Origin of the sequence: Dyadobacter pollutisoli, assembly GCF_026625565.1 — a bacterium.
GTDB classification, from domain to species: Bacteria; Bacteroidota; Bacteroidia; order Cytophagales; family Spirosomataceae; genus Dyadobacter; species Dyadobacter pollutisoli.
In genome coordinates, this window is the sequence record NZ_CP112998.1 from 1510271 (window position 1) to 1531075 (window position 20805).

A 20805-nucleotide genomic window follows, 5' to 3' on the forward strand; every position below is an offset into this window, starting at 1 on the left:
TTAAAAACACTGTGAATACGCAATCACCTGCACAAAAGGCTATCCATTCAATTCAAAATAGGTAGTCAGTTCAATGACATTGTTTACCCCCAATTTTTCAAAGATCTTTGTTTTGTAGCTGCTCACAGACGAGGAAGATAGATGAATATGATTGCTTATTGCTTTGGTTGACAGTCCTTTGGATAAAAGCTTGGCAACTTCCAGTTCCTTATCGGAAAGTTTGTCCGCTACCGAGTCCTGGCTGTTTTTTGTACTGAACAGCTGGCCGAATGCATTTTGCATCACCGTAGGACTCGCATAGATCCTGCCGCTAAGCACATTATCCACGGCAAGCTTGAAGTCTTCATTTATGGCCGTTTTCGAAATGTACCCGTTCGCCCCTGCTTTCAGGAATGGCAGAGCATAGAGTTGCTCGTCGTAGCTGGAACACACCAGAATAGGTATAGCAGGCTGCTTCATTCTCACCTGACTGATCATTCCTACCTTGTCGCCACCGGGAAGATTGATATCCATGATGAGCAGATCAAATTTTTGTTTTTCGAGCATGACGAGCGTTTTGGTGAAATCACCGGTCGTCGCTATCACTGCGCCGGGCATATGCTCCATTAACAGATGCTGGATACCCATCAAAACCAGAGGATGGTCCTCAGCTACAATAATTTGAATGTTCATCGGAACGTAGTAATAATAAAAATTCTGTGTGTTTATAAGACAATAATAAGGAAAATCGGTGATAGAAGTAATTAGAATGATGCTAAATTTATTTAGTTCTAAAAAAACATTTTTTAGGGTTGGTTTTAATTTATTGTGATGTCGATGGTTGGTATACGCAATACTTTTGTTAAACAGTAGAGGGGCTGACCAGTGTGGAATAATGATCGTGGTTGAAAAGTGAAAAAGTAATAGGTGAATGATTTCATAACGTTGAGTAAAGTGATCATCTCCCGGCCATGTCGGGAGAATGATTTTTTTGATTGGCGCTATGTCGTGGCTAAAACTTTGATCAGGAATGAATATTGCAGTCATAGACCAGCACCCCGTTCTGCGTTCAGGAATGTCTGTCCTACTCAAAGACCATTTCGCGGACCTCAATATACTCGAAACGACGTGTCTCAGTTCCTTCAAGCAAGATAGAATACATCAGTACTTCGATATCATTATCATCGGGCTTGCAGAGGAATGTGAGGGGATTGACCAAGCGGCTCTAAAGCGAATCATGCGGGAAAATCCCGGCTCGTCTTTTGTAGTCTATGCCGGGAAGCTGCAATACGAGCAGGCAGTTTCACTGATGAAAGTAGGCGTAAGGGGATACCTATTAAAAAATAATCGACCCGAAGAGCTCCTGACTTGCATCAAAACTGTCATCAGTGGCAACAACTATCTTTGCAGCGAAGTCAGGAATTTTTCATAAGCTGATTGCCTTTTTAAGGAACGCACCCAGGAAACTTGCTATAAATGTTAGGCCAATAGCCCCGAAAAGCGAAAAGTATTCCAGCTCGGACCGCGCCTGAGACACCGGTCTGTCCACGAAGTATATATATGCCAGCAGCAGCGTCAGGCATTGGATCACCGCCAGTATCCAGCCTCGGTCAGGTTCTACATAGCCCAGGGCTGCCGACAAAGCAACCGCAGTCAGATATGGTAAGTGAATGCTAGAAGCAGTCTTAATTGAAATGATCAGCAGCGCTGACCACAAAAATACCAGTAGTGTGTTGAGTCGAAGCTTGCGGTCAAACCAGGGAGAGCGTACCGTTTTGGTTTCACTTAGTTTTTCCCTTGCTTCCTGCTGAACGATAAATTCCTCGGTGCCAAAATCGATATCTGCTTCTGCGTGGCGGTCGAGCAATTGCAACGTGAGGCCTCTTTCATGATAAGGTTCGGGCGCCTGTCCGAGCGAGACCCTGATAGCGGTCGAAAAGGTGTTGAAAGCTTCTTGCAGCTGGTTTGACTCTCGTTGCAGTTTGCCCAGTTCAGTATAAAGGTCGGCAAAGGTATTGTCATAGGTGATTCCGGTCAGAAAATCCTTTGCGGCCTCATTTGAATTGCCCATTTGCTTGTAACACAGGCCTCTGTATAAATAAGAGATGCTGGATTGCGGATAGCTGGCAATCCGTTGATCGAACGCTTCAAATGCCCTGGACAGATTCCCGGAACGGTATATAGCAATGTTTTCAGACAACCTTTCTGCCTCTTTTTCACTGACCGAGCGCTTGTCGGTAGCATACCTGAGGTAAAATATAATGGCAAAAAATACGATCAGTATCGGGAATTCCATATAATTTATATCGATTTATAGCTTAGCGAACAAAAAATTGCTTCAAAGCCTGCATTCCTGCAAGACATTACGTAAAATTACGTGACCGTGTCTGCCAAACTCGCGCACATTGAGTAATTGGCCGATTTATTGAGCCGTTGCCCTTTTCAAATTAACCCAAGGTTAACCCATAATTAACGCGGTGGTAATATTACACAATTACATTTGCGCCTGATTAACGGGGAATGCCATCCGAACGGTTTTACATAAGCCGACACCCTCTTCATATATAGTTCGCTGACTGACATTAAACACGGAATGCCTGTTGAAAAACAGGGGCTGGACAATTGTGTCAGATTTTTCAGAATAATAGGATAAAATCGGGGTCTGTCTCAAGCAGCCGAAGGTTTACTGTTGTTTTGTGCGTAACGTATATGGAGTATGGTTAATCTTTTGTCAGTCAGCCGGGGCGTCGTTCAACCACTAATTAGCAATTAAATAAACGAACAGAAAATGATGAGATTAATTACTGCCTGCCTGCTTGTGTGGGCACTATTGCTGTATGCTGTGCCCAGCTCACTGGCGCAAGGCAACCAAGCCACGATCGTGGGGAAGGTCTCCGAAGTCAAAGAGGGCCCGATTATTGGGGCTACTGTATTTGTAAAAAATGAATCCACCGGTTTTCAGGCGGGCACGGTAACGGACGCCAACGGAGATTACATCATCAAGCAATTACCATTAGGATCGCCTTATTCGATTACGGTTTCCTATATCGGTTATGGTGAGCAAAAGAAAACGGGTTATTCGCTCAACCAGGGCGATCAGCTGCGTTTGAATTTCAGCCTTGAAGCGAGCGCAACTGAATTGAATGCAGTTGATATTAAGGCTAACTCACTGAAAAATACGGTTGTAACGCTAGGTGCATCCACTGCTATTACTGCGAAAGACATTACCAAATTGCCGGTAAACGGAAGAAATTTCACCGCGCTTATTGAACTCTCGCCATTGAGCAACGGTAGCAGCCTTGGTGGTCAGCTGGCTTCCTCGACCAACTACACCATTGATGGTATGAGCTCACGCAGCACGATTGCGGGTGGTGAAACCGGAGGCGCCTACGCGATTTCAATGGAAGCGATCCGCGAGTTCAAGGTGGTCACTAATGAGTACGACGTAACCATGGGCCGCGCGGGCGGCGGTACGATCAGTACGGTAACCAAGTCGGGTACAAACAAACTGTCAGGTAGCGCATTTAACTTTATGCGTACCGACTGGCTTTCAAGTCCTAATGATCTACGCGGAAACAAAAGGACGCAAGACTTTTCAACGTATCAATACGGTATGTCGCTGGGTGGCGCATTGAAAAAAGACAAAGCGCACTTCTTTGTGGCGTGGGACCATCAGGCCGACTCTCGTCCTTTGTTTATCGCAAACCTGCAATCAGACGCTGATATAGCAGCCAGCCGCGTAACGCAGACAACGCTTGACAACTTCCTGGACATTGCAAGATCAAAATATGGCGTATCCAACAACCCGCAGTTTGGTTCATTTGGCAAGACAAAGGGTACAGACGCGATCTTCGCAAGAATTGACTGGCAGCTCAACTCAAAAAACCTGCTGACGCTCCGTAACAACCTCATTAGGGAAAAGGATAACCTGTCGGAAGGTGACAATACGTCCATTAATGCATACGAATCTTACATAGACCGTAAGCGTTTCAATAACAGCATTATGGCATCGCTTCGTACGATCGTGAGCCCGAAAATCACGAATGAATTTAAAGTGCAGCATTTCTTTCAGGATGAGGCGGTAATCCCAAGCTCGGAGCTTCCTTCGGCTAGTATCCCGCGTGCGATTGTGGAAAACGTAACTTCTACTGCCGGAACAAACAACTACATTACCGCGATCCAGATTGGTGGTCAGCGTTTCTCGCCTGAATGGTTTAAAGGGCAGACTTACCAGGCGATGAACAACCTTTACTATAACACCGGGAAGATCAACTTCACATTTGGTATTGACGTGATGTTCAACCGCATGAAGTCGGTTTATGGTAGCGAAATGAATGGACGCTTCTATTTCACAGGTCTTGATAATTTCAACAACCAGACGCCTTACCGTTACGCCCGTGAGATCAACTTGCTTGACGATCCAAGTTCGATCGTCAATTCTCTGGCAACAGGTATTTACGCACAAATGGATACAAAACTGGCCCGCGGTCTTGATATGGTTGCAGGTTTGCGTTTGGACAATACACAATATCTTAACAAAGCAAATTTCAGCCAGGTCGTATTCGATGAATTGCAGCTGCGGACAGACAACAAGATCAATACCACCCAATTGCAGCCACGCGTACAGCTTACCTGGGATGTAAATGAGCAAAGCAAAGATATCGTCCGTTTTGGCGCAGGTATCTTCGGTTCGCAATTGAACCCTTACTCGATGATCAACAACATGTTGTTTGACGGAACGAAAGTGGCGGCAGTAGAAATCCAGGGCGACCAGGTGCCACGTCCTGATTTTCCGGGGTACCGTGCCGACCCATCTTCTGCTCCCGGTGCTGACCTGTTCAACAACCCGAAAATCGAGCGTCTGATCACCATCAACATGAACAACGCAGACGCGAAGATCCCTGTTCTTTACAAAACGAACTTCTCGTACAACCACTTTTTCAGCGATCGTTTGCGGATCGGTGTGAGCGGGTATGCTTCCTGGGCACGCAACAATTATATGTATGTAGACCGCAACATGGTGGAAGAACCTTACTTCCGTATTGCGGCAGAAGCGAATCGTGGTGTATATGTACCTGTTAGCACCATTACAGAGAAAAATGGCGCTACCAACTGGTTGGAAAGCCGCAAAACCAAGAACGTAGGTCGCGTGCTCGAACTGAATAGCAATGGTAAGAAAAACCAGTATGCCGTGGTCATCGACGGTACTTACCGTTACTTCAAAGACGGACAGATCACATTCTCTTATACATGGAACGATTCGAAAGACAATACTTCATACAATGGTAACGTGGCAAACACGGCAACACTCGATTTAATGGTCAAAGATGATCCACGCGACGTGAGCCGTATTACTTATGCTAACAACCATTTCCGTAACAAAGTAGTATTCTATGGAACCGCGCCAAGCCTCTGGGGAGTAACACTTGGTCTGCGTTACTCCGGTATCGGCGGCACGCGTTACTCAATGGCCGTGAGCGGTAATATGAACGGTGACTTCGTTTCCTCCAACGACCTTCCTTTTATTTATGATCCTAACAGTTCTGAAACGCCGAAGGTTGTCCGCGACGGAATCAACGCCATCCTTAACAACCCGGAAGCAGAGCAGAGCATTAAGGACTATATCACAAGAGATATGGGCAAAATGGCTGAGCGTAACGGAGGCATCAACGGATTTTATGGTGTATTCGACCTGAGATTGGCGAAGAAATTTAATTTCTACAAAAACCACGGTCTGGAAGCTTCTGTCGATATCTTCAACGTTGCCAACTTGCTCAACAAGGACTGGGGTGTAGGAAACAACCTAGGTAAGCAAAACCTTTACACGATCAGATCATTCGACCGAGCTACGCAGCGATTCGGTTACGGCATGAGCAATGGTACGGGTGTATCCAACTTGAACGGTAACCCTTACCAGATCCAGATTGGGTTGAGGTATGCGTTTTGATTTTGCTTGGGATTGTTCGCCGATGGTTCGGAATAGTCATTTATAGTCATATATAGTCAGGTGTGGTCAAGTGACGTCTCGTTGCTTGATCGCACTTTTTCATTCACTCATTCACTCATTAAATGAAAAAGCAACTTCTTACCCTGCTGGCCCTCGCATGCACGTTCGCGGCCTGCGCCCAAGATTCGCACGTGATCCTGATCAGCATTGACGGGCTGCGTCCGGAGTTTTACAAAGACGCCGACTGGTCGATGGTGAACCTTCGCCAGGCGATGAAAACCGGCTCGTATGCCGACGGCGTTACCGGTGTTTTCCCGACGGTAACCTACCCTTCACATACCACAATGGTAACCGGCGTCAAACCGAGCAAACATGGTGTGTATTACAACACGCCTTCGGAGCCTTTGGAAGTTACCGGCAAATGGATCTGGGATTACAAGACGATCAAGGTGCCTACGATTTTTAGCGCGGCCAAAGAAAAAGGGTTGAAAACGGCATCTGTATTCTGGCCGGTATCACTCGGCGGACCGGCGGATTACAACATTCCGGAGTATTGGTATTTGCCGAAAACAAAAGGTGGAAAACGGGATATGCTGAATGCGTTGAATGAAAATTCTTTTCCGAAAGGCTTTTTCGAGGAAGTACAGCAAAATGCAATCGGCAAGCTGGAAGAGATTGATTTTGACGGGGATTACATGGGAATTGACGACAATCTTTCAAGGGCGAGCGCCTACATTATCCGTAAATACAAGCCTTCATTCCTGGCGGTACATTTGGTTGCGGTCGATCACTTCGAGCATGAAGAAGGACGTGACGGCGACAAAATGCGTGCCGCATTGGCGAGCGTAGACCGTGGTATTAAAGCGATTATGGAAGCAGTTGAGAAAGCGGGTATCAAAGACAAAACCACATTTATCGTCACCGGCGACCACGGCTTTGTCGACATTCACTCGTCCATCGCGCCGAATATCCTCCTTGCGCAGGCCGGACTTTACGACCCAAACAATAAAAATTCCTGGAAAGCCTATTTCCACGCCTCGGCGGGCTCGTCGTTTTTGCATTTGAAAGATCCAACGGATACCAAAACTTTGGAAATGGTAAAACTGACTTTGAACAAGCTTAATCCAGCACAAAAAGCAATGTTCGACATCAAGGACCGCGCTGCATTGGATGCCGTTGGTGCTGACCCGAATGCAGCATTGGCACTGGCTCCAAAGCATGGTTTTACCTTCAACGGCGCGGCGACTGGCGATTTTATTCGCCCGGCAAGCGGCGGTACACACGGTTTTTTTCCTGATTCCAAAGAGATCCAGACGGGTTTTGTCGTTTTTGGTAAAGGCATCAAAAAGGGCACGGTAATCCCGGAAATGGGTTTGCAGGACATTGCCCCGTTAATTGCCAGATTGCTCAATATTGATTTCCCATCTGCGGACGGAACGCTTTATCCAGGCCTGCTGTCCAAAGAGTAATTCTGAAAAGTATTTAGTAAAAGACCGGCTGCTTTGATGGAGACAACCGGTCTTTTTTGTTTTAAATCAAAGTAATAACCGTTATCACGTGAAGCTATTTTTGAGCAAAACCACAACTTCTGCCGATTGAATGTCACGAATTTCGACAAATGAAGGGCCGCTTGGCTGGTTTGTCTTCACAGTCAGCTTCGATCCGATCGGGTGTGACCCTGCATATGCTACCCCTGCGGCCATTTGAGCGGTATTGGCAATGACAACATATTCACTGCCAGGCGCCGAGAGCTCAGCGGCGATGACCACATTACCGCCCCGCGCATCGGCTCCATTCGGATTGACAATGCAAAGCGCTTCCTGGTTGTAAAGAATGCGTGACCAGGCCACCAGCTCACCCGCTTTCGGGAATTCGAAACCGGTGCCGGGAACCTGGATTTGTCGTAGATATTGCCGTCCCAGACGCAGCACCGGATGGGCAGCCCTTGTTTTGCAAAGACTCGAAATCCGTATATATGCCGGGCTACTCTGATCGAAACAATGTTTTCCGCTCGTACCAAATGGGCCAAATCCAGGTAATGTTTCATCTTGCAGCATTACTTGATCTTCAATGTCTTCGGTACTGTTGGCGCGAGGATGAGCGGGGCCAAACATGGATTCACGCAGGTATTTATCATTGGATCGCCAGCCATCCAGTAGGCTTGTCTGCGTGCTGGCCGGCCCTGCAAACGCCTGCTCGGTACCATAGTAAATACATGGAATGCCCAATGTAAGCAGCTGAATGGCCACTGGCACGGTGACATAATAATCTTTGACGGCGAAGTGGTCGGGAACCTCAGCTGAAAAGCGGACCTTGCTTCCAAACACGTGATCGTGGTCATCCAGGATGGAAACGTGCCGGTCTCCAAAGCTCCGGTGGGACTCAAACCCCTGGCTTTGCTCATTGAAAATATCAAAATAGGAATTACCTCTCTGCAATCCTTTGGCGACCGAAGACAATGTCAACCGGGCACTGCCAATGTCAAGGGCGGCATTCAGGTTTCGCTCCATCATAGCCGTGTAGTCCAGCACTGCATCCTGAAAACCATCACCGCCCGCAATTTCACCGATCAAAAGAAAGTTATGCTTTCCGATCAGATCGGCGAACTCGCGGATTGCGCCACAGAAGTTTCTGGTCTCTTCCAGTGCCATGTGTTTGACCGTATCAATGCGAAAGCCGTCACAGTCCGTCAATGCGATCCAGTATTGCAGGCATTGGATCAACTGACTGAGCGTACCTGGCACATCGAGGGCAAAATCCTTTAGTGAAAGAAAATCAGTGCGCTTGTGTTCTGCATGCGGGTCGCCTATGTCATGCGACTCGCCCAGGTTGCCCATTCCTGCACGGGTGTAGATATTTTTGGACTGAAACTCGCGGGGCCATGCACCTTCGTGGCGTGAAGTAATGTCGATAGGTTCGGTAGCAAACCCGGTTTGTGCCGCATCGCGCCAAGCCAGTTGCCAGTCTTTTGTATCCTGCTGATCCCCGGATCCGTAGAAATGCGGCCATGATTTGTAAGCGGGCTCATTGACAGCACTGCTCAATGCCGCCCCGGGAGGCACATATCCCCAGTTATCGCCGGAATGGTTTACTATAACGTCCAATAGTATACGTATCCCTTTGCTATGGGCCTCACTGACGAGGTTGATCAGGTCTTCTCTGGTGCCAAAGCGCGGATCTACATCCAGAAAATCCTGGATGCCGTAGCCGTGATAAGAATTCAGTCCAACCCGCTGCTTGAAAATGGGCCCGATCCAAATGGCAGTAATCCCCAGTTCTTTGAGATAAACCAACTGGCTCCTGATGCCCTCAATAGTGCCTCCCTGCCACCGTGTGCCCGATTCGGCCCATTGCTGCCAGTTCCAATCCGGCCGGTTTGGAGTATGGCGCAATGCTGTGATTTCGTCCCTTGTCAACAATGGACGCGTGGATTCCTTTCCATCGCTGAAGCGGTCGGGCAGTAAAAAATACAATACTTCATCCCGCCAGCTGATGGGAGAAGGGTAGTAGGAAACCCCTTCCCGGATAGCGCGGTTAATGAGCTCTCGGGCACCTGCCATCGAATCGGGCCGGTCTGGTTGCAGAAGTGTTATCGGTGTCGGCATATGCTATCCTGGTTTGTAACTTCTTTTGGGACAAAAATGTATACCTAAATATATTGATAAGTGGTTATGTATCAATATTTTAATTTCTAATGTTATCCAACGGTTACCGGGTAAAGTCGCGCGGGCGATATGGCTACATTGGACTACCAGATTTTTTGAAATTGGATGATTGTAACAATCCAATCATCATGGTTTCATTTGGTCTGACAGCTGTTTTATTTGCCGTGCCGCTGGCTTATACATTTTTGAAAACTGCCGGCACGCTTTATTTGCTGTACCTGGCTTATCAGGCTGTCAAACCTGGAAACAAGGGTTTATTTGAAATGCAGGCTGACCTGGAAAATGACAATCCGGCGAAGCTATTCAGTATGGGTTTTTTTACCAATGTGCTCAACCCTAAGGCGGCCGTATTTTATCTTTCCTTCTTTCCTCAGTTTATCAAACCCGAAAATGGCTCGGTGATGGGCCAAAGTCTGCAACTGGGCATTACGCAGATTTTGATCCTCACAGGCCTGGCGCTGAAAATGGCTTTGGATAAAAAATAATCAGATCAACAGACCAATACCGGAAGTAGGCAGTACTGCTCATGAAAATGGGTAGTACCGTCTATTTTACAGGGTTTCAATGGCTTGTAATTTTGTGGGGTCAAATGACAAGATCAATTCTCATAAAGTTATCATTATTATCTGCCATGAAAAATCCGTTTAAATTGCTGGTGGGCCTTGCGCTCACTGTTCTGATTGCCTCCTGTGACCCAAAGGATGAGCCTGTTACACCCAAGCCGGACGATGAGATTCCCGGCAAAGTCACCGGTGCTGTTACACCAATAGGTACTGTGGAAGGAACTGCCATCACAGCCAATATAGGCCCTGCTGGCGGGACAATCCAGTCCGCTGATGAAAGTATCCGCGTCACCATTCCTGCTGGTGCGCTGAGCTCCGAGCAAACGATTTCTGTACAGCCACTTAGTAACCAATGCCCGGCTGGCACGGGCCAGGCGTTCCGTTTACTACCACACGGACAGATCTTCGCCAAACCGGTTACAGTTTCATTCAAGTATGATGAGACAAATGTGAATGGTTCCTTCCCGCAAGCATTAAGCATTGCATATCAAAACGACAAGGGAGTCTGGCAGTCGCCGTCCTTTAAAAGTCTTGATACAACTGCCCGTTCCGTGAGTGTTCAGACCACGCATTTCAGCGATTGGGGGTTGTTTCAGAAAATGTACATTTATCCTGGTAACTCGTTTTTGAACCCGGGTGGCAACCTGCTTCTGGTAGCTTTCCAGATCAGGGAATCAGAGATTGTCGAAGGTGATTACTTTGTGCCGCTTCCTGAGCGCATTCCATCAAAATACATTGAAAAATGGCAGCTGCGCGGTGAGGGAGTACTCAAACCTGACCAAACCGAGGCCCAGTATGATGCACCTTCCTCGATTCCGTCTGTCAATCCGGCCGCGGTGACCCTTTTTCTGAACCAAACCGTAAAGATTGATGGCGTCATTTTTAAAGATATCAGGCTGGTTTGCAACATTTTTACGGCCCCGGAAGGAGTATCCGTGCAACTGGACGGAGGCGGCTGGCGCACTTATGCAGGAGGGGCCAATATCACCGGCGTGAGGAATGTTATCCAGGGCATGGACGGTAAGGAGAGCTTGACCTTGCATTGGAAAGGGGCTGCAACCGGTAATTTTTATTGGACAAAGGGTATTGATGTTGCTTTTAATCTCAACAAAGGCAAGCTGGTCTACCAGCATATTTACGGAAAAAACCTGGCGGTAAGTGGCGGCTCATTAAAAGTTGACTTTTCCGACAAAGCCTGGGTCATGGGTACATTCACCGTGGAGCCCGCTGGCTGGATTGACACCGCGCCCAGTCCACTTCAAATAGGTACTACGGCTGTGAAAGGTGTTTTTCGGGTAAAGCAGGTTAACTAATCGCTGAACATTCCCGCTTCTTCAAAAGTCAAAACCCTAAGTTGAGCGTAGTCTGAAACTACGCTCAACTTTTTAACTACAAATGACTACTCCTGACTACAAATGACTATTCCAACAAATCTTACTGCGCCTTTTTCTCCGTGAGCTCTTCCAATGTCCAGGCCTTGTCACGTCCCGAAGTCTTTTCGCGGATAGCCTTGACTGCGTCCGGCCGGATAGGAGGGGCGTTGGAAAACTCGTGGCGCACGTAGCTGACCACCGAGGCGATCCATTGATCATCATTGTCCTTCATGGATGGCATTTCACTAGGGTAGGTCTGCCCGTCGACAGGGCCGGAGAGACCGTGCAGCAGAATGTGCACGGAGGCATCCGTGCTACGGGCCAGCCTTTTGGAACCGGCTAATGGCGGAGCGGTTTTGCTGACTAGTCCTTTGCCATCGGCGCCGTGGCAGGTAGCGCACAACGATTTGTAAATGATCGAACCATTCATGACCAACGTCCGGTCGCTAGCGTCCAGCCTGCCCAGGCGAAGGCCAAACTTTTTGGCATCCTCATTTTTCTCAATACTTCTTACCGCACGGGCAAATACCGGATTTCCATTCGATGCAGTAACCAGGTCGTCTGAGAGCCTTTTTGCCTCCGCAGACTTGCTGTGTGCAAGCGAAAACACCATCTGCATACGCACGTCGCTACTTGGGTCGGTTTTCAATGCGGTAAGATTGTTGATGAGCGCATTGTCCTTTTTCAGATACGATTCCGCCAGTCTTACGGCTGCTTTCCTGATTTCAGCATCCTGGTCTTTCATCGCGCTGGCAACACTGGTCTGGTCCAGTGCGTCGAGACCTTCTAATGTCCATAACGCATGCAGGCGTGAAAATGCACCCGCTTTGCCGGTTTGACTTGCCAGAATCGTTTTTAATGCCGGTACTACGGACTGATCATTGCGGACAATAAGCTCCTTTTGAGCATTATCGCGCCACCAGCCATTGGGATGGCCCAGGTAAGTGACTAGTTTGGCAGAGGTTTCATCCAGCATATGCGGCTTAGGGCCGGGTTTGATGCCGTCATATACCATCCGGTAAATCCGGCCGTGCTGAATATTTTTGTCAAGGCCAAGACGTTTGATCTGCGGGCGCAGGTAGCTGTTGGGGCCTGTCCAGTTCCCTTCCTGGATAATGCCGCGGTTCATGTCTACCAGGTACAGGCAGCCATCCGGGCCGGTGTACATATTTACGCCCCTGAAATTCATGTCCGTAGAGGCGATGAATTCTTCTTTCTGATAAGCATTTTCGAGGGTGATCTTTCCATTTTTGTTAATTACTTTGGCGCGGCGGATCAGCCGTCCGACCGGCTCGCTGATCAGCAGATCGCCCTGCAAATCAGCCGGGAGCCTGTCGCCACGAAAAATGACCTGCCCGCAACTTGCCGTGAAATGGTTTAATGTGGTATCCGGGCGCAGACGTTTCAAGCCACCTTCCACATCTGGTGTTTTAATAATGGGCCATACCTCGTTGAATTGTTCACTAAACTGGTCATCGAATTCCATTCTGCCATAAACGGGATTGATCTGAAACCCATATGCAGGATTTTCACCCCCGGCCGATGAGAAGAAAAGCCTGCCGTAGTTGTCGTGAGTGATACCCCATTGCCCGCTGGAACCGCTTGGAATTGAATCGGGCACCAGCATTTTATTCTTGTAGCGAAACCGTACCGGGTCCACGGCCATATAAATCCAGTTGTCGACATTCCAGTCCAGCCCGCTGCGCTGATGTTCGAGGTTACCGGGCGACTTTTTACCAGGTGTGTAAACTGGTCTTTTGACATCTGCAACGCCGTCTTTGTTAGTGTCTTTGTAGCTGAAAACATCATAAGTATCCGTCTCATTGACCAATACCTCGTTGCCAACACACAGCAGCATCCTGGGCAGCAGCATCTTGTCGATAAAAACAGAGCTTTTGTCCATTTTACCATCATTATCGGTGTCTTCCAATAACATTACCCTGCTGGTTGGCGCATGCTCGCCGGTTCCTTCCACATCCTGCATATAGGTGTTGAGCTCGGCTACATACATACGTGCATTACCGTCCCATGCTATGGCAACCGGCTCGTGGATCATGGGCTCGCTGGCAACGAGTTCAAGGTGATAGCCTTTGGGAAGCTTGAAGGTTTTAATGCTTTGCTCTGGTGTGAGGTAAGCAGGCGAGGGATCTGAGGTGAATGCAGGTATGGCACTCACTGATGCATCGGTGGTCCTCAGTATGGTATCCGACGTACCCTGCCGGGACACCTGGCACGTGACCATGATGAAGGCCGTGGCAAGAGTGGCTAGGCTAATTTTTTTGTTCATAAAATCGAAATAAAAAAGATAAAGGATTTAAAGGTTAGCATGAATACGGCTGGTCATGAGCCGGAATTCAGGTTAGGAAGTTGAGGCCATATCGTAATGGGTCCATATTTAAACAAAAAGCCATCACAGTCTCGCATTTAATGTGCGGCTGTGTTAAAGTTTGATTAACTCCCGGTGAGGTACGGCAGGATGCGCCTAAAAGGCTATCAGATTTGTTCTCAGAAAAGTGGAAGCGCCTGATTATTTCCTGCCGGTAGCTTGGTTACTGAGCTCTGGTAGTAAATATTCGATTGGCACGGGTCGGTGGTGCCAGTGACCACGGCAGCATCTGCGGGGCGCGGCGTACAGGCCAGCGGAATGTGGCCTTCGCTTGTGAAAAGTCCGGATGTTGCGTCAAGTCCGATCCAGCCTGCTCCGGGAATAAATACTTCTGCCCAGGCATGTAAATCAACCGAGCCAATGGTGGCATCACCAATAAACTGAACCAGATAACCCGAAGCAAAGCGGCTTGCCAGGCCAAGGTGACGCATTACCTGCACCAGCAGCCAAGCTGAATCCCGACAGGCGCCCATGCCGCTTTCCAATGTTTGTTCACAGGTCTGTATGCCCGCCTGCATTCTTTGTATGTAGCCTACATGGTTGTATATGAGCTTGTTCAGTTCAACCAAAAAGCCGATGGTGTCTCCTGTGAGCGCTCTTGCTTTTTGAACCAGGTCCGTGATCCGCGGTCCCCAGTCCAGTATTTCGGTGTAGGAAGCCAGGTCACTTTGAATCCGTGAAGGATAATAGAATGGAAAAAACCTTGCAAAATCATCCAGCAAAAAATCAAAAGGATTATATGGGTTCAATGTAGCATCCAACCTCACTTCCAGCGACATACCATTGATCGCTTCTGAGAAATCGGCCCTGGCAATAAAATTACCGAACAAATCCTGCTGCCAATGAATGTAATGGCTCGGAGGCAGGATCGTCAGCTGATAGCTGTTGATGACCGCGTGCGCATGCGCCGCTGGCCTGAGACGAAAAAGATGCGGAGAAAGAAAAACCTTCCGGTCATAAACATATTCCGTTTTGTGATAAATAGCAACCGAAAGAGACATACCTAATAAGAGTGAATAAAATACTGAATTTATTCAATTTAGGTAAAATATTTAGAATATTATCGTATATTTGCACTCTAATTTAAAATAAAATAATGCAAGAAGGAACTGTTAAATTTTTTAATGAAACCAAAGGCTTTGGCTTCATTTCTCCTACAAATGGTGGAGACGACATTTTTGTACATTCGTCAGGTCTAAATACTGACATTCGCGAAAACGATACTGTGTCTTACGAAGTGGAGAATGGTAGAAAAGGATTAAACGCAGTTAACGTTAGCGTTATCTGATTTTTGTTCATATATCATTGTAAGATCCTCCCCAACAAGGAGGATTTTTTTGTGCCTTATTGCAATCTTCTCAACAGATCACCAATGCTGACCTGTTGAGAAGATGAAGCAAAATCAGTTTACATTGCTACTGCTGGAAAGTAATTTTTGAAAACGAAAACAATGGCTCGATCGACTTGGCATTGTCGTTTTTGAAAACCAGGTACAAGTCATGTTTGCCTTTGGTATCGCGCAGGCTGACGTGTACGGGAGGTCTGGCAAAACGGTTGGTTGGTGCTTTCGCGGGAGTCGCTGGCTTGGCATTCTTTTTCTCGCTCTCCATTTCAGCCATCACCTTGGCGATATCTACCTCGGGTGCCATTTCAACCTTTTGCTGACCGATAATTTCTCCGGTAGGAGAATCCAGTCTCACTTCAATCGTACCTCCCACGCTGCCTTCGCGTTTTTGAGCGGCAGCATTCAGTTCCAATTTTTGTATTCCTGAAAGATCAATGCTTTTGAAACCCAGATAACTATTGTCAAAACTGACTACGCTGAAACCTTGTCCGGCCACGCCCAACGCTTTTAGTTCGGCGCCTTTCACCACGGCAGCTTCCGCTGCGAAGATCTCAGGATTTCTTAGCACGATCATTTCTTCGGTTGTTTGGGCGGGAATGGCCTTGCTGTTACCGACAGCCCGGTCGGTGAATGCCGCCCGGATCAATACCTTACCTTTTCCATTGTCACCTTTCGGGATATCGGGCGTATAGTCGCCTTTGACGGCCAATGTGCTCAGCGTTTTATCCGTACTGTTGAGAATGTACTTGACAATAACCTCCGCGTCGGCCACTGGCAGGCTGGGATGGGCAGCCATTGCTACTTCTCCCCAAACGCCCGAGCCGCCTTCCAATACCTTTTTGACGAGCTTGTCGAGCGCGCCGTTCTGGCCTTTGTATTTATTTGAAATATCAGCAAATGAAGGGCCAACAGACTTGGTATTGGGCTGGTGGCAGACTTTGCAATCGCTTTTGCCCATGAGTACCTGCGCCACCGCAAACTGTGTAGATGCGTCCACGCTGCGCTGGCTCTGAATGACTTCGGCGTAGTCAAAACCCTCTGAGGTGTAATCGATGCTGACCGCTACCTGCTCTGGTTTGATTTTTCCTGCCGCCAGGCTACCGTCTTCTTTGTCGTCCACATCTACCTGGTAACGAATGGGTTTGCCTGCAAAGAAAAACGTCTGATTTCCGTCCAGGTTCACCGTTACTTTGGGCGGCTCGTTACCGGCGACGACTTTCAATGACTTGCTATTGCTGGATCCTTTGGCGTCGGTAACCGTCAAAGTAGCGGTATAGACGCCGGGCTTATCGAAAGTGATTTCAGGATTAGTAGTGGTAAATGTTTTCAGGACCTTGCCTGCGCTGGCGATTTTCCAGCTGTATTTCAATGCATCACCATCGTAATCTTTGGTTCCTTCCGATGACAGCTTGGCCTGAAAAGGCACGGTACCTCCTTTTTTGTCGGTAGCAATTTCCACTAAAGGCTTGCGGTTGCCACCATTGTATTCGATCCTGACCAATCGGGAGTTATCACTTTTTCTGAACCAGTTGCTACCGTATTCGAGAATGTAAAGGTCTCCGTCCGGCCCGAATTTGATGTCGATCGGCTGAACCGGGTGGTAGTTAGGCAGCACACGCTCCATTGATTGGTAGTCACCTTTGTCGTCCATGCTGATAGCCATGATCCAGCCGCGGGAGAAGTCGGCGGCAATCCATTTATTCTCATAGTAAGCTGGCCACGGCCGCTTTGGATTTGTAAAATCGGCCTGGTGGTAAATGGGACCTCCAGTAGCGCTGCGAGAACCTGAGCCGACCAGCGGAAATTTCTCAGAAACACCGTAAGGATAGTAAATAAAGCTAGGCGCTGTCGGAAGAAGGTCTGTTAGTCCTGTGTTGTTAGGAGAGGTATTGACCAGGTTTTTTGGATCTTTTTTGGCAAGAGGCTTATCGGTTGCATAGTCATAAACCGGAAATGCCTGGTCATTACCCACAAACCAAGGCCAGCCGAAGTTGCCCGGCTTTTTGGCCTGGTTCAACTCGTCATAGCCTTTTGGCCCAATCTCCGAATCTTCCCCTGCATCAGGTCCTACTTCACCCCAGTAAACGTAACCTGTTTTGCTATCGACTGCGATACGCCATGGGTTTCTATGGCCCATTGAATATATTTCCGGGCGGGTTTTGGCAGTTCCTTTCGGATAAAGATTTCCTTCGGGAATGGTGTATGGGGCGGCCCCTGCCGTGCCGTTCGGCTCCGGGTGGATCCTCAATATTTTTCCTCTCAAATCATTGGTATTGCCGGCATGCCCCTGGTCGTCCCAGCTGCTTCTGCCCGGACGCTCGTCGGTCTGCGCGCCTTTTTGGTTACCCGTGTTGTTACCCACTGTCAGGTAAAGATTACCTGCCTTATCCCAGGTCATACCACCGCCCGTATGACAGCACACTTCACGCTGGGTTTCCACTTCGAGCAATGTCTTTTTGGAGGCTTCCACCAACTGTCCCTCTTTTATCTCCCAACGTCCAAGTATGTGTTTTTTCTCGGTAGGGTGGGCATAGTACAGATAAATCCAGTGATTCTTCTCATAATTCGGGTCCATGGTAAAGCCCATTAACCCTTCTTCCGCCTCCCGTACCACGCCCTCTGCGCTGGTATATTTGGTATTGACGGGAATAGTCGCAATCAAGTCGGTGGATTTGGTTACGGGGTCATATTTTTTCAGAGCCCCTTTTCTTTCAATAATGTAGGCGGTACCATCTTTCATCACTTCAAAAACCATAGGCTCATCCAGGTTATCGGCAATGACAACAGGCGTAAATCTGCTCTCATCAGGTTTGGGGGTAGTGTCCTGTAAAGTGAAAGAGGCCAGGGAGACTGCACAAAGGGTTGCTGCCAGCCGGATTGAGCTGGACCTGGGTACGGAGAATTTTATCATAAGGTTGAAAACGGTTAGGTCGATCTTGTGGTAATATTGTGAAAAAATTGATCAAAACAAAGGGCATTTGGAGCCAGGTGAATTTATGTCGCTGCCAGAAATTAGTCGGTGAATACAGCAGTAAAAAACGACCGGATATGGATTACTATATTCGGTCGTTAATGCAATCCAATCATTCATGAAAAAATTTGTCCTGCTCCTTTTAATCGTTTTAGTTTTCAATGGTGCTGCCCGCCGGAAAATCACCTGGGTGGCCATCGGCGATTCGATCACCTACCTGAATGATCACCAGAATGAAACCGGAAACCGCGTCACAAAAGGTTACCTGACATTGATCTCCGAAAAATATCCCCGTGTGCAGTACATCAACCAGGGGCATAACGGATGGACATCTATTAATATCGCCGATAAAATTGAGTCGCTTAATCTTGTAAAAGCCGATGTGTACACGGTTTTTCTGGGTACCAACGACTGGTGGCAAGGCCGGGCGCTGGGTACTATTGCCGATTTTGAAGAGAATAAGGGTACCGGTACAGTTTACGGCGCTTTCCGGATCATTACCGATAAATTAAAACTGCTCAACAAAAAAGCGAAGATCATTCTCATTACGCCCATGCAGCGCGGGGATTTTGTCTATATCAATAGTTCAAAAAACAATGCTTACGGCTCCTATAAGCCTAAAAAGGAGCAGAATCTCGAACAATTTGCCGACGCGGTGGTCGCCATCGGCAAGCACGAGAAATTTCCCGTCGTCGATCTTTACCATGACAGCGGCATTGACCTGAACAATATGGTGAATTTTAAGAAACTCAAAGATCCGCAGACAGGTAATTACAAAAACTACACGTATCCGGAGTACACATCGATTCCTTTTAATCCGGAAACCGATCAATATCCTTATCCGGTAGAAGCTAGTAATATGACTTACGACGGGTTGCATCCTTCCGACAAAGGTTACGAGGTGATCGCCGAGATGCTGATTAAAAAATGGAAAGGGCTAAAATAACACCTAGTGACTGTCTTTGGCCGTAACCGACACCTTCAGACTGCCAAGCAGGTTGTACATCGCGTTGTTGATGGCCTCATTACCGGCTTTGGCAAGCTGGAGTGCTTCTTGTGCTACTGATTTCTTTTTTCGGTTCGTTTCAGTTTTTACTGCTATTTCCTTGGCGGTGATCATGTCATTCTCTCTTGCACCGAGCCTGGCCGGGCTGCGTAGGGTCGATATCCCGTCGAGCTTTGATATTTTGGCCATGTACATAGTATCCCTACATTCGATAGACAGGTCAAATCGCACGTATTCGTAAAGGGGATGTGATACCGGCACGTAGCTTGTAATGAGTAGCCTACCTATTTCCTGGCTGTCGCCTGTGACCGCGTTTTCATAGTTTCCAAAAGTCTTACTGACCCATTCCTGCGCCTTTTTATAAATTTCCATTTTACTCAGTTCGGGCTTTCCTGAGTCGGAATACAAGATATTTTTTTCGCTGTCCATTGGAAGAAAACCGTCCTGGGCGAATGTCTGATAAGCGAAGAAAGTAAAAAGGAATAAGATGATATATTTCAAGACTTCGGGAAAATTGTTTTGGGGGGCAAATATAGTTGAAAACCTTTTTAATGGAGTGAATGGGTTTTGCCTATGGTTTTAGTTTTAAAAATCATTTTAATGGATTAATTTTAAATACACTAAACTCAGCAGGTTATGACTCAACTGACAAAAATTTCACTGGCACTTGCGTTCTTTTTTTGCGCATCTTTTACTTTTTTACATCACGGCTGGGCAGATTATGACCAGACCAAACCAACGGATTTTGAGACAAAAATCGAAGAATCTATTTATGAAAATCCCCACGTGTTGGCGAAGGTAAAGTATAAAAAAGAGCTCATTACTGTCTTTCTGGCGCCGACAAGCCGTATGACTGATCGTGGGTTGACTGCCGATATGATCACAAAAGGAACATCAGTAAGGCTGGTTGCCTATCCGCACAAAACAGAAAAAAATGAGATGCGTGCCGAGCGGATATTTGTTGGCGGCAAGAAATTTGAACTGCGTTAATGGTGCTTGAAAATCTTGAATGGCTGGAAAAAAGCTCTTGGGCTGTCGGTATCAGGCAGTCCTTGTGGCTTTATCCGGCTTTGGAAATTGTACATATTATTGGAATTGTGATGCTGGTAGGGGCTGCATTCCTTTTCGATCTGCGGCTGCTGGGTTATTCCAAAAACCTTCCGGTTACGGGTCTGGCCAGGCATTTGCTACCATGGTCGCAGCGGGGCCTTATCCTGATCATTCCGTCTGGTATTTTACTATTTATCACCAATGCGAAAGCCTTGGGAACTGACTTTACATTTTGGCTGAAAATGACCTTGCTGGCAGTAGCAGCATTGAATGTCTTTATCTTCCATCAGTTTATCTATAAGAAGCAGGGCAATACACAAACCGCGCAAGAACTTCCTGTGTCCTCCAAATTATCAGCCTTTGTATCCATTATCGTGTGGATTGCCATCATCGCCTGCGGACGTTTGTTGGCATATTAGGGTTGAAAGTTAACCGAGTTCAGAAATTCACCTTTCTCAGGAACAACACAGTATCGTTCGACTGTTACATATAGAGAATGCAATTTTTATCCTTCAAATGG

At 47.4% G+C, this 20805-nt stretch carries 16 protein-coding genes; 9 read left to right on the plus strand and 7 right to left on the minus strand.

Annotation, left to right across the window (positions count from 1 at the left end):
• Positions 1–39 precede the first annotated feature (39 nt).
• On the minus strand, positions 40–672 hold the full coding sequence (locus tag ON006_RS06275; RefSeq protein WP_244819337.1) for a response regulator transcription factor: 633 nt from the start codon (positions 670–672) through the stop codon (positions 40–42).
• A 337-nt stretch (positions 673–1009) separates the two neighbouring features.
• On the opposite strand from ON006_RS06275, the gene ON006_RS06280 reads away from it, so the two are divergent.
• The gene (locus tag ON006_RS06280) at positions 1010–1411 is read left to right on the plus strand and encodes a response regulator (protein ID WP_244819336.1); all 402 of its coding nucleotides are present in this window, start codon (positions 1010–1012) and stop codon (positions 1409–1411) included.
• Here the strand turns inward: ON006_RS06280 and ON006_RS06285 are convergent.
• Entirely contained in the window at positions 1406–2275 is an 870-nt protein-coding gene (locus ON006_RS06285; RefSeq protein ID WP_244819335.1) for a tetratricopeptide repeat protein, read from the minus strand. The two genes, ON006_RS06280 and ON006_RS06285, sit on opposite strands and share 6 nt — an antisense overlap.
• A gap of 492 nt (positions 2276–2767) precedes the next feature.
• Here ON006_RS06285 and ON006_RS06290 point away from each other — a divergent pair, with 492 nt between their 5' ends.
• The gene (locus ON006_RS06290) at positions 2768–5926 is read left to right on the plus strand and encodes a TonB-dependent receptor (protein WP_244819334.1); all 3159 of its coding nucleotides are present in this window, start codon (positions 2768–2770) and stop codon (positions 5924–5926) included.
• A 122-nt stretch (positions 5927–6048) separates the two neighbouring features.
• The gene (locus ON006_RS06295) at positions 6049–7395 is read left to right on the plus strand and encodes an alkaline phosphatase family protein (RefSeq protein ID WP_244819333.1); all 1347 of its coding nucleotides are present in this window, start codon (positions 6049–6051) and stop codon (positions 7393–7395) included.
• A gap of 84 nt (positions 7396–7479) precedes the next feature.
• Here the strand turns inward: ON006_RS06295 and ON006_RS06300 are convergent, their stop codons facing one another.
• The gene (locus tag ON006_RS06300; protein ID WP_244819332.1) at positions 7480–9531 is read right to left on the minus strand and encodes an alpha-amylase family glycosyl hydrolase; all 2052 of its coding nucleotides are present in this window, start codon (positions 9529–9531) and stop codon (positions 7480–7482) included.
• An 89-nt stretch (positions 9532–9620) separates the two neighbouring features.
• On the opposite strand from ON006_RS06300, the gene ON006_RS06305 reads away from it, so the two are divergent.
• Positions 9621–10076: a LysE family translocator gene (locus ON006_RS06305; protein ID WP_244819331.1), complete on the plus strand. Its 456-nt coding sequence runs from the start codon at positions 9621–9623 to the stop codon at positions 10074–10076.
• 146 nt (positions 10077–10222) lie between these two features.
• Positions 10223–11467 carry a hypothetical protein gene (locus ON006_RS06310; RefSeq protein WP_244819330.1) on the plus strand — a complete coding sequence of 415 codons (1245 nt, stop codon included), beginning with the start codon at positions 10223–10225 and terminating at the stop codon, positions 11465–11467.
• Positions 11468–11588: 121 nt separating this feature from the next.
• Here ON006_RS06310 and ON006_RS06315 read toward each other — a convergent pair whose 3' ends face one another.
• Both ON006_RS06315 and ON006_RS06320 read right to left on the minus strand, forming a co-directional pair.
• A complete protein-coding gene (locus ON006_RS06315; RefSeq protein WP_244819329.1) occupies positions 11589–13814 on the minus strand; it encodes a DUF7133 domain-containing protein in 2226 nt (741 codons plus the stop codon).
• Positions 13815–14032: 218 nt separating this feature from the next.
• Positions 14033–14914 carry a transglutaminase family protein gene (locus ON006_RS06320; protein WP_244819328.1) on the minus strand — a complete coding sequence of 294 codons (882 nt, stop codon included), beginning with the start codon at positions 14912–14914 and terminating at the stop codon, positions 14033–14035.
• Between the two features lie 95 nt (positions 14915–15009).
• Between ON006_RS06320 and ON006_RS06325 the strand changes: the two genes are divergently transcribed.
• Positions 15010–15201, plus strand: coding sequence for a cold-shock protein (locus tag ON006_RS06325; protein WP_244819327.1), 192 nt, complete (start codon positions 15010–15012; stop codon positions 15199–15201).
• A 127-nt stretch (positions 15202–15328) separates the two neighbouring features.
• Here ON006_RS06325 and ON006_RS06330 read toward each other — a convergent pair whose 3' ends face one another.
• The gene (locus ON006_RS06330) at positions 15329–18169 is read right to left on the minus strand and encodes a PQQ-dependent sugar dehydrogenase (RefSeq protein WP_244819326.1); all 2841 of its coding nucleotides are present in this window, start codon (positions 18167–18169) and stop codon (positions 15329–15331) included.
• A gap of 178 nt (positions 18170–18347) precedes the next feature.
• Between ON006_RS06330 and ON006_RS06335 the strand changes: the two genes are divergently transcribed.
• On the plus strand, positions 18348–19175 hold the full coding sequence (locus tag ON006_RS06335) for an SGNH/GDSL hydrolase family protein (protein WP_244819325.1): 828 nt from the start codon (positions 18348–18350) through the stop codon (positions 19173–19175).
• Positions 19176–19178: 3 nt separating this feature from the next.
• Here ON006_RS06335 and ON006_RS06340 read toward each other — a convergent pair whose 3' ends face one another.
• A complete protein-coding gene (locus ON006_RS06340; RefSeq protein WP_244819324.1) occupies positions 19179–19736 on the minus strand; it encodes a DUF4468 domain-containing protein in 558 nt (185 codons plus the stop codon).
• A gap of 135 nt (positions 19737–19871) precedes the next feature.
• Here ON006_RS06340 and ON006_RS06345 point away from each other — a divergent pair, with 135 nt between their 5' ends.
• Positions 19872–20225: a hypothetical protein gene (locus ON006_RS06345; RefSeq protein WP_244819323.1), complete on the plus strand. Its 354-nt coding sequence runs from the start codon at positions 19872–19874 to the stop codon at positions 20223–20225.
• Positions 20225–20704, plus strand: coding sequence for a DUF6644 family protein (locus ON006_RS06350; RefSeq protein ID WP_244819322.1), 480 nt, complete (start codon positions 20225–20227; stop codon positions 20702–20704). The genes ON006_RS06345 and ON006_RS06350 overlap by 1 nt, the downstream gene beginning before the upstream one ends.
• Positions 20705–20805: the final 101 nt, after the last annotated feature.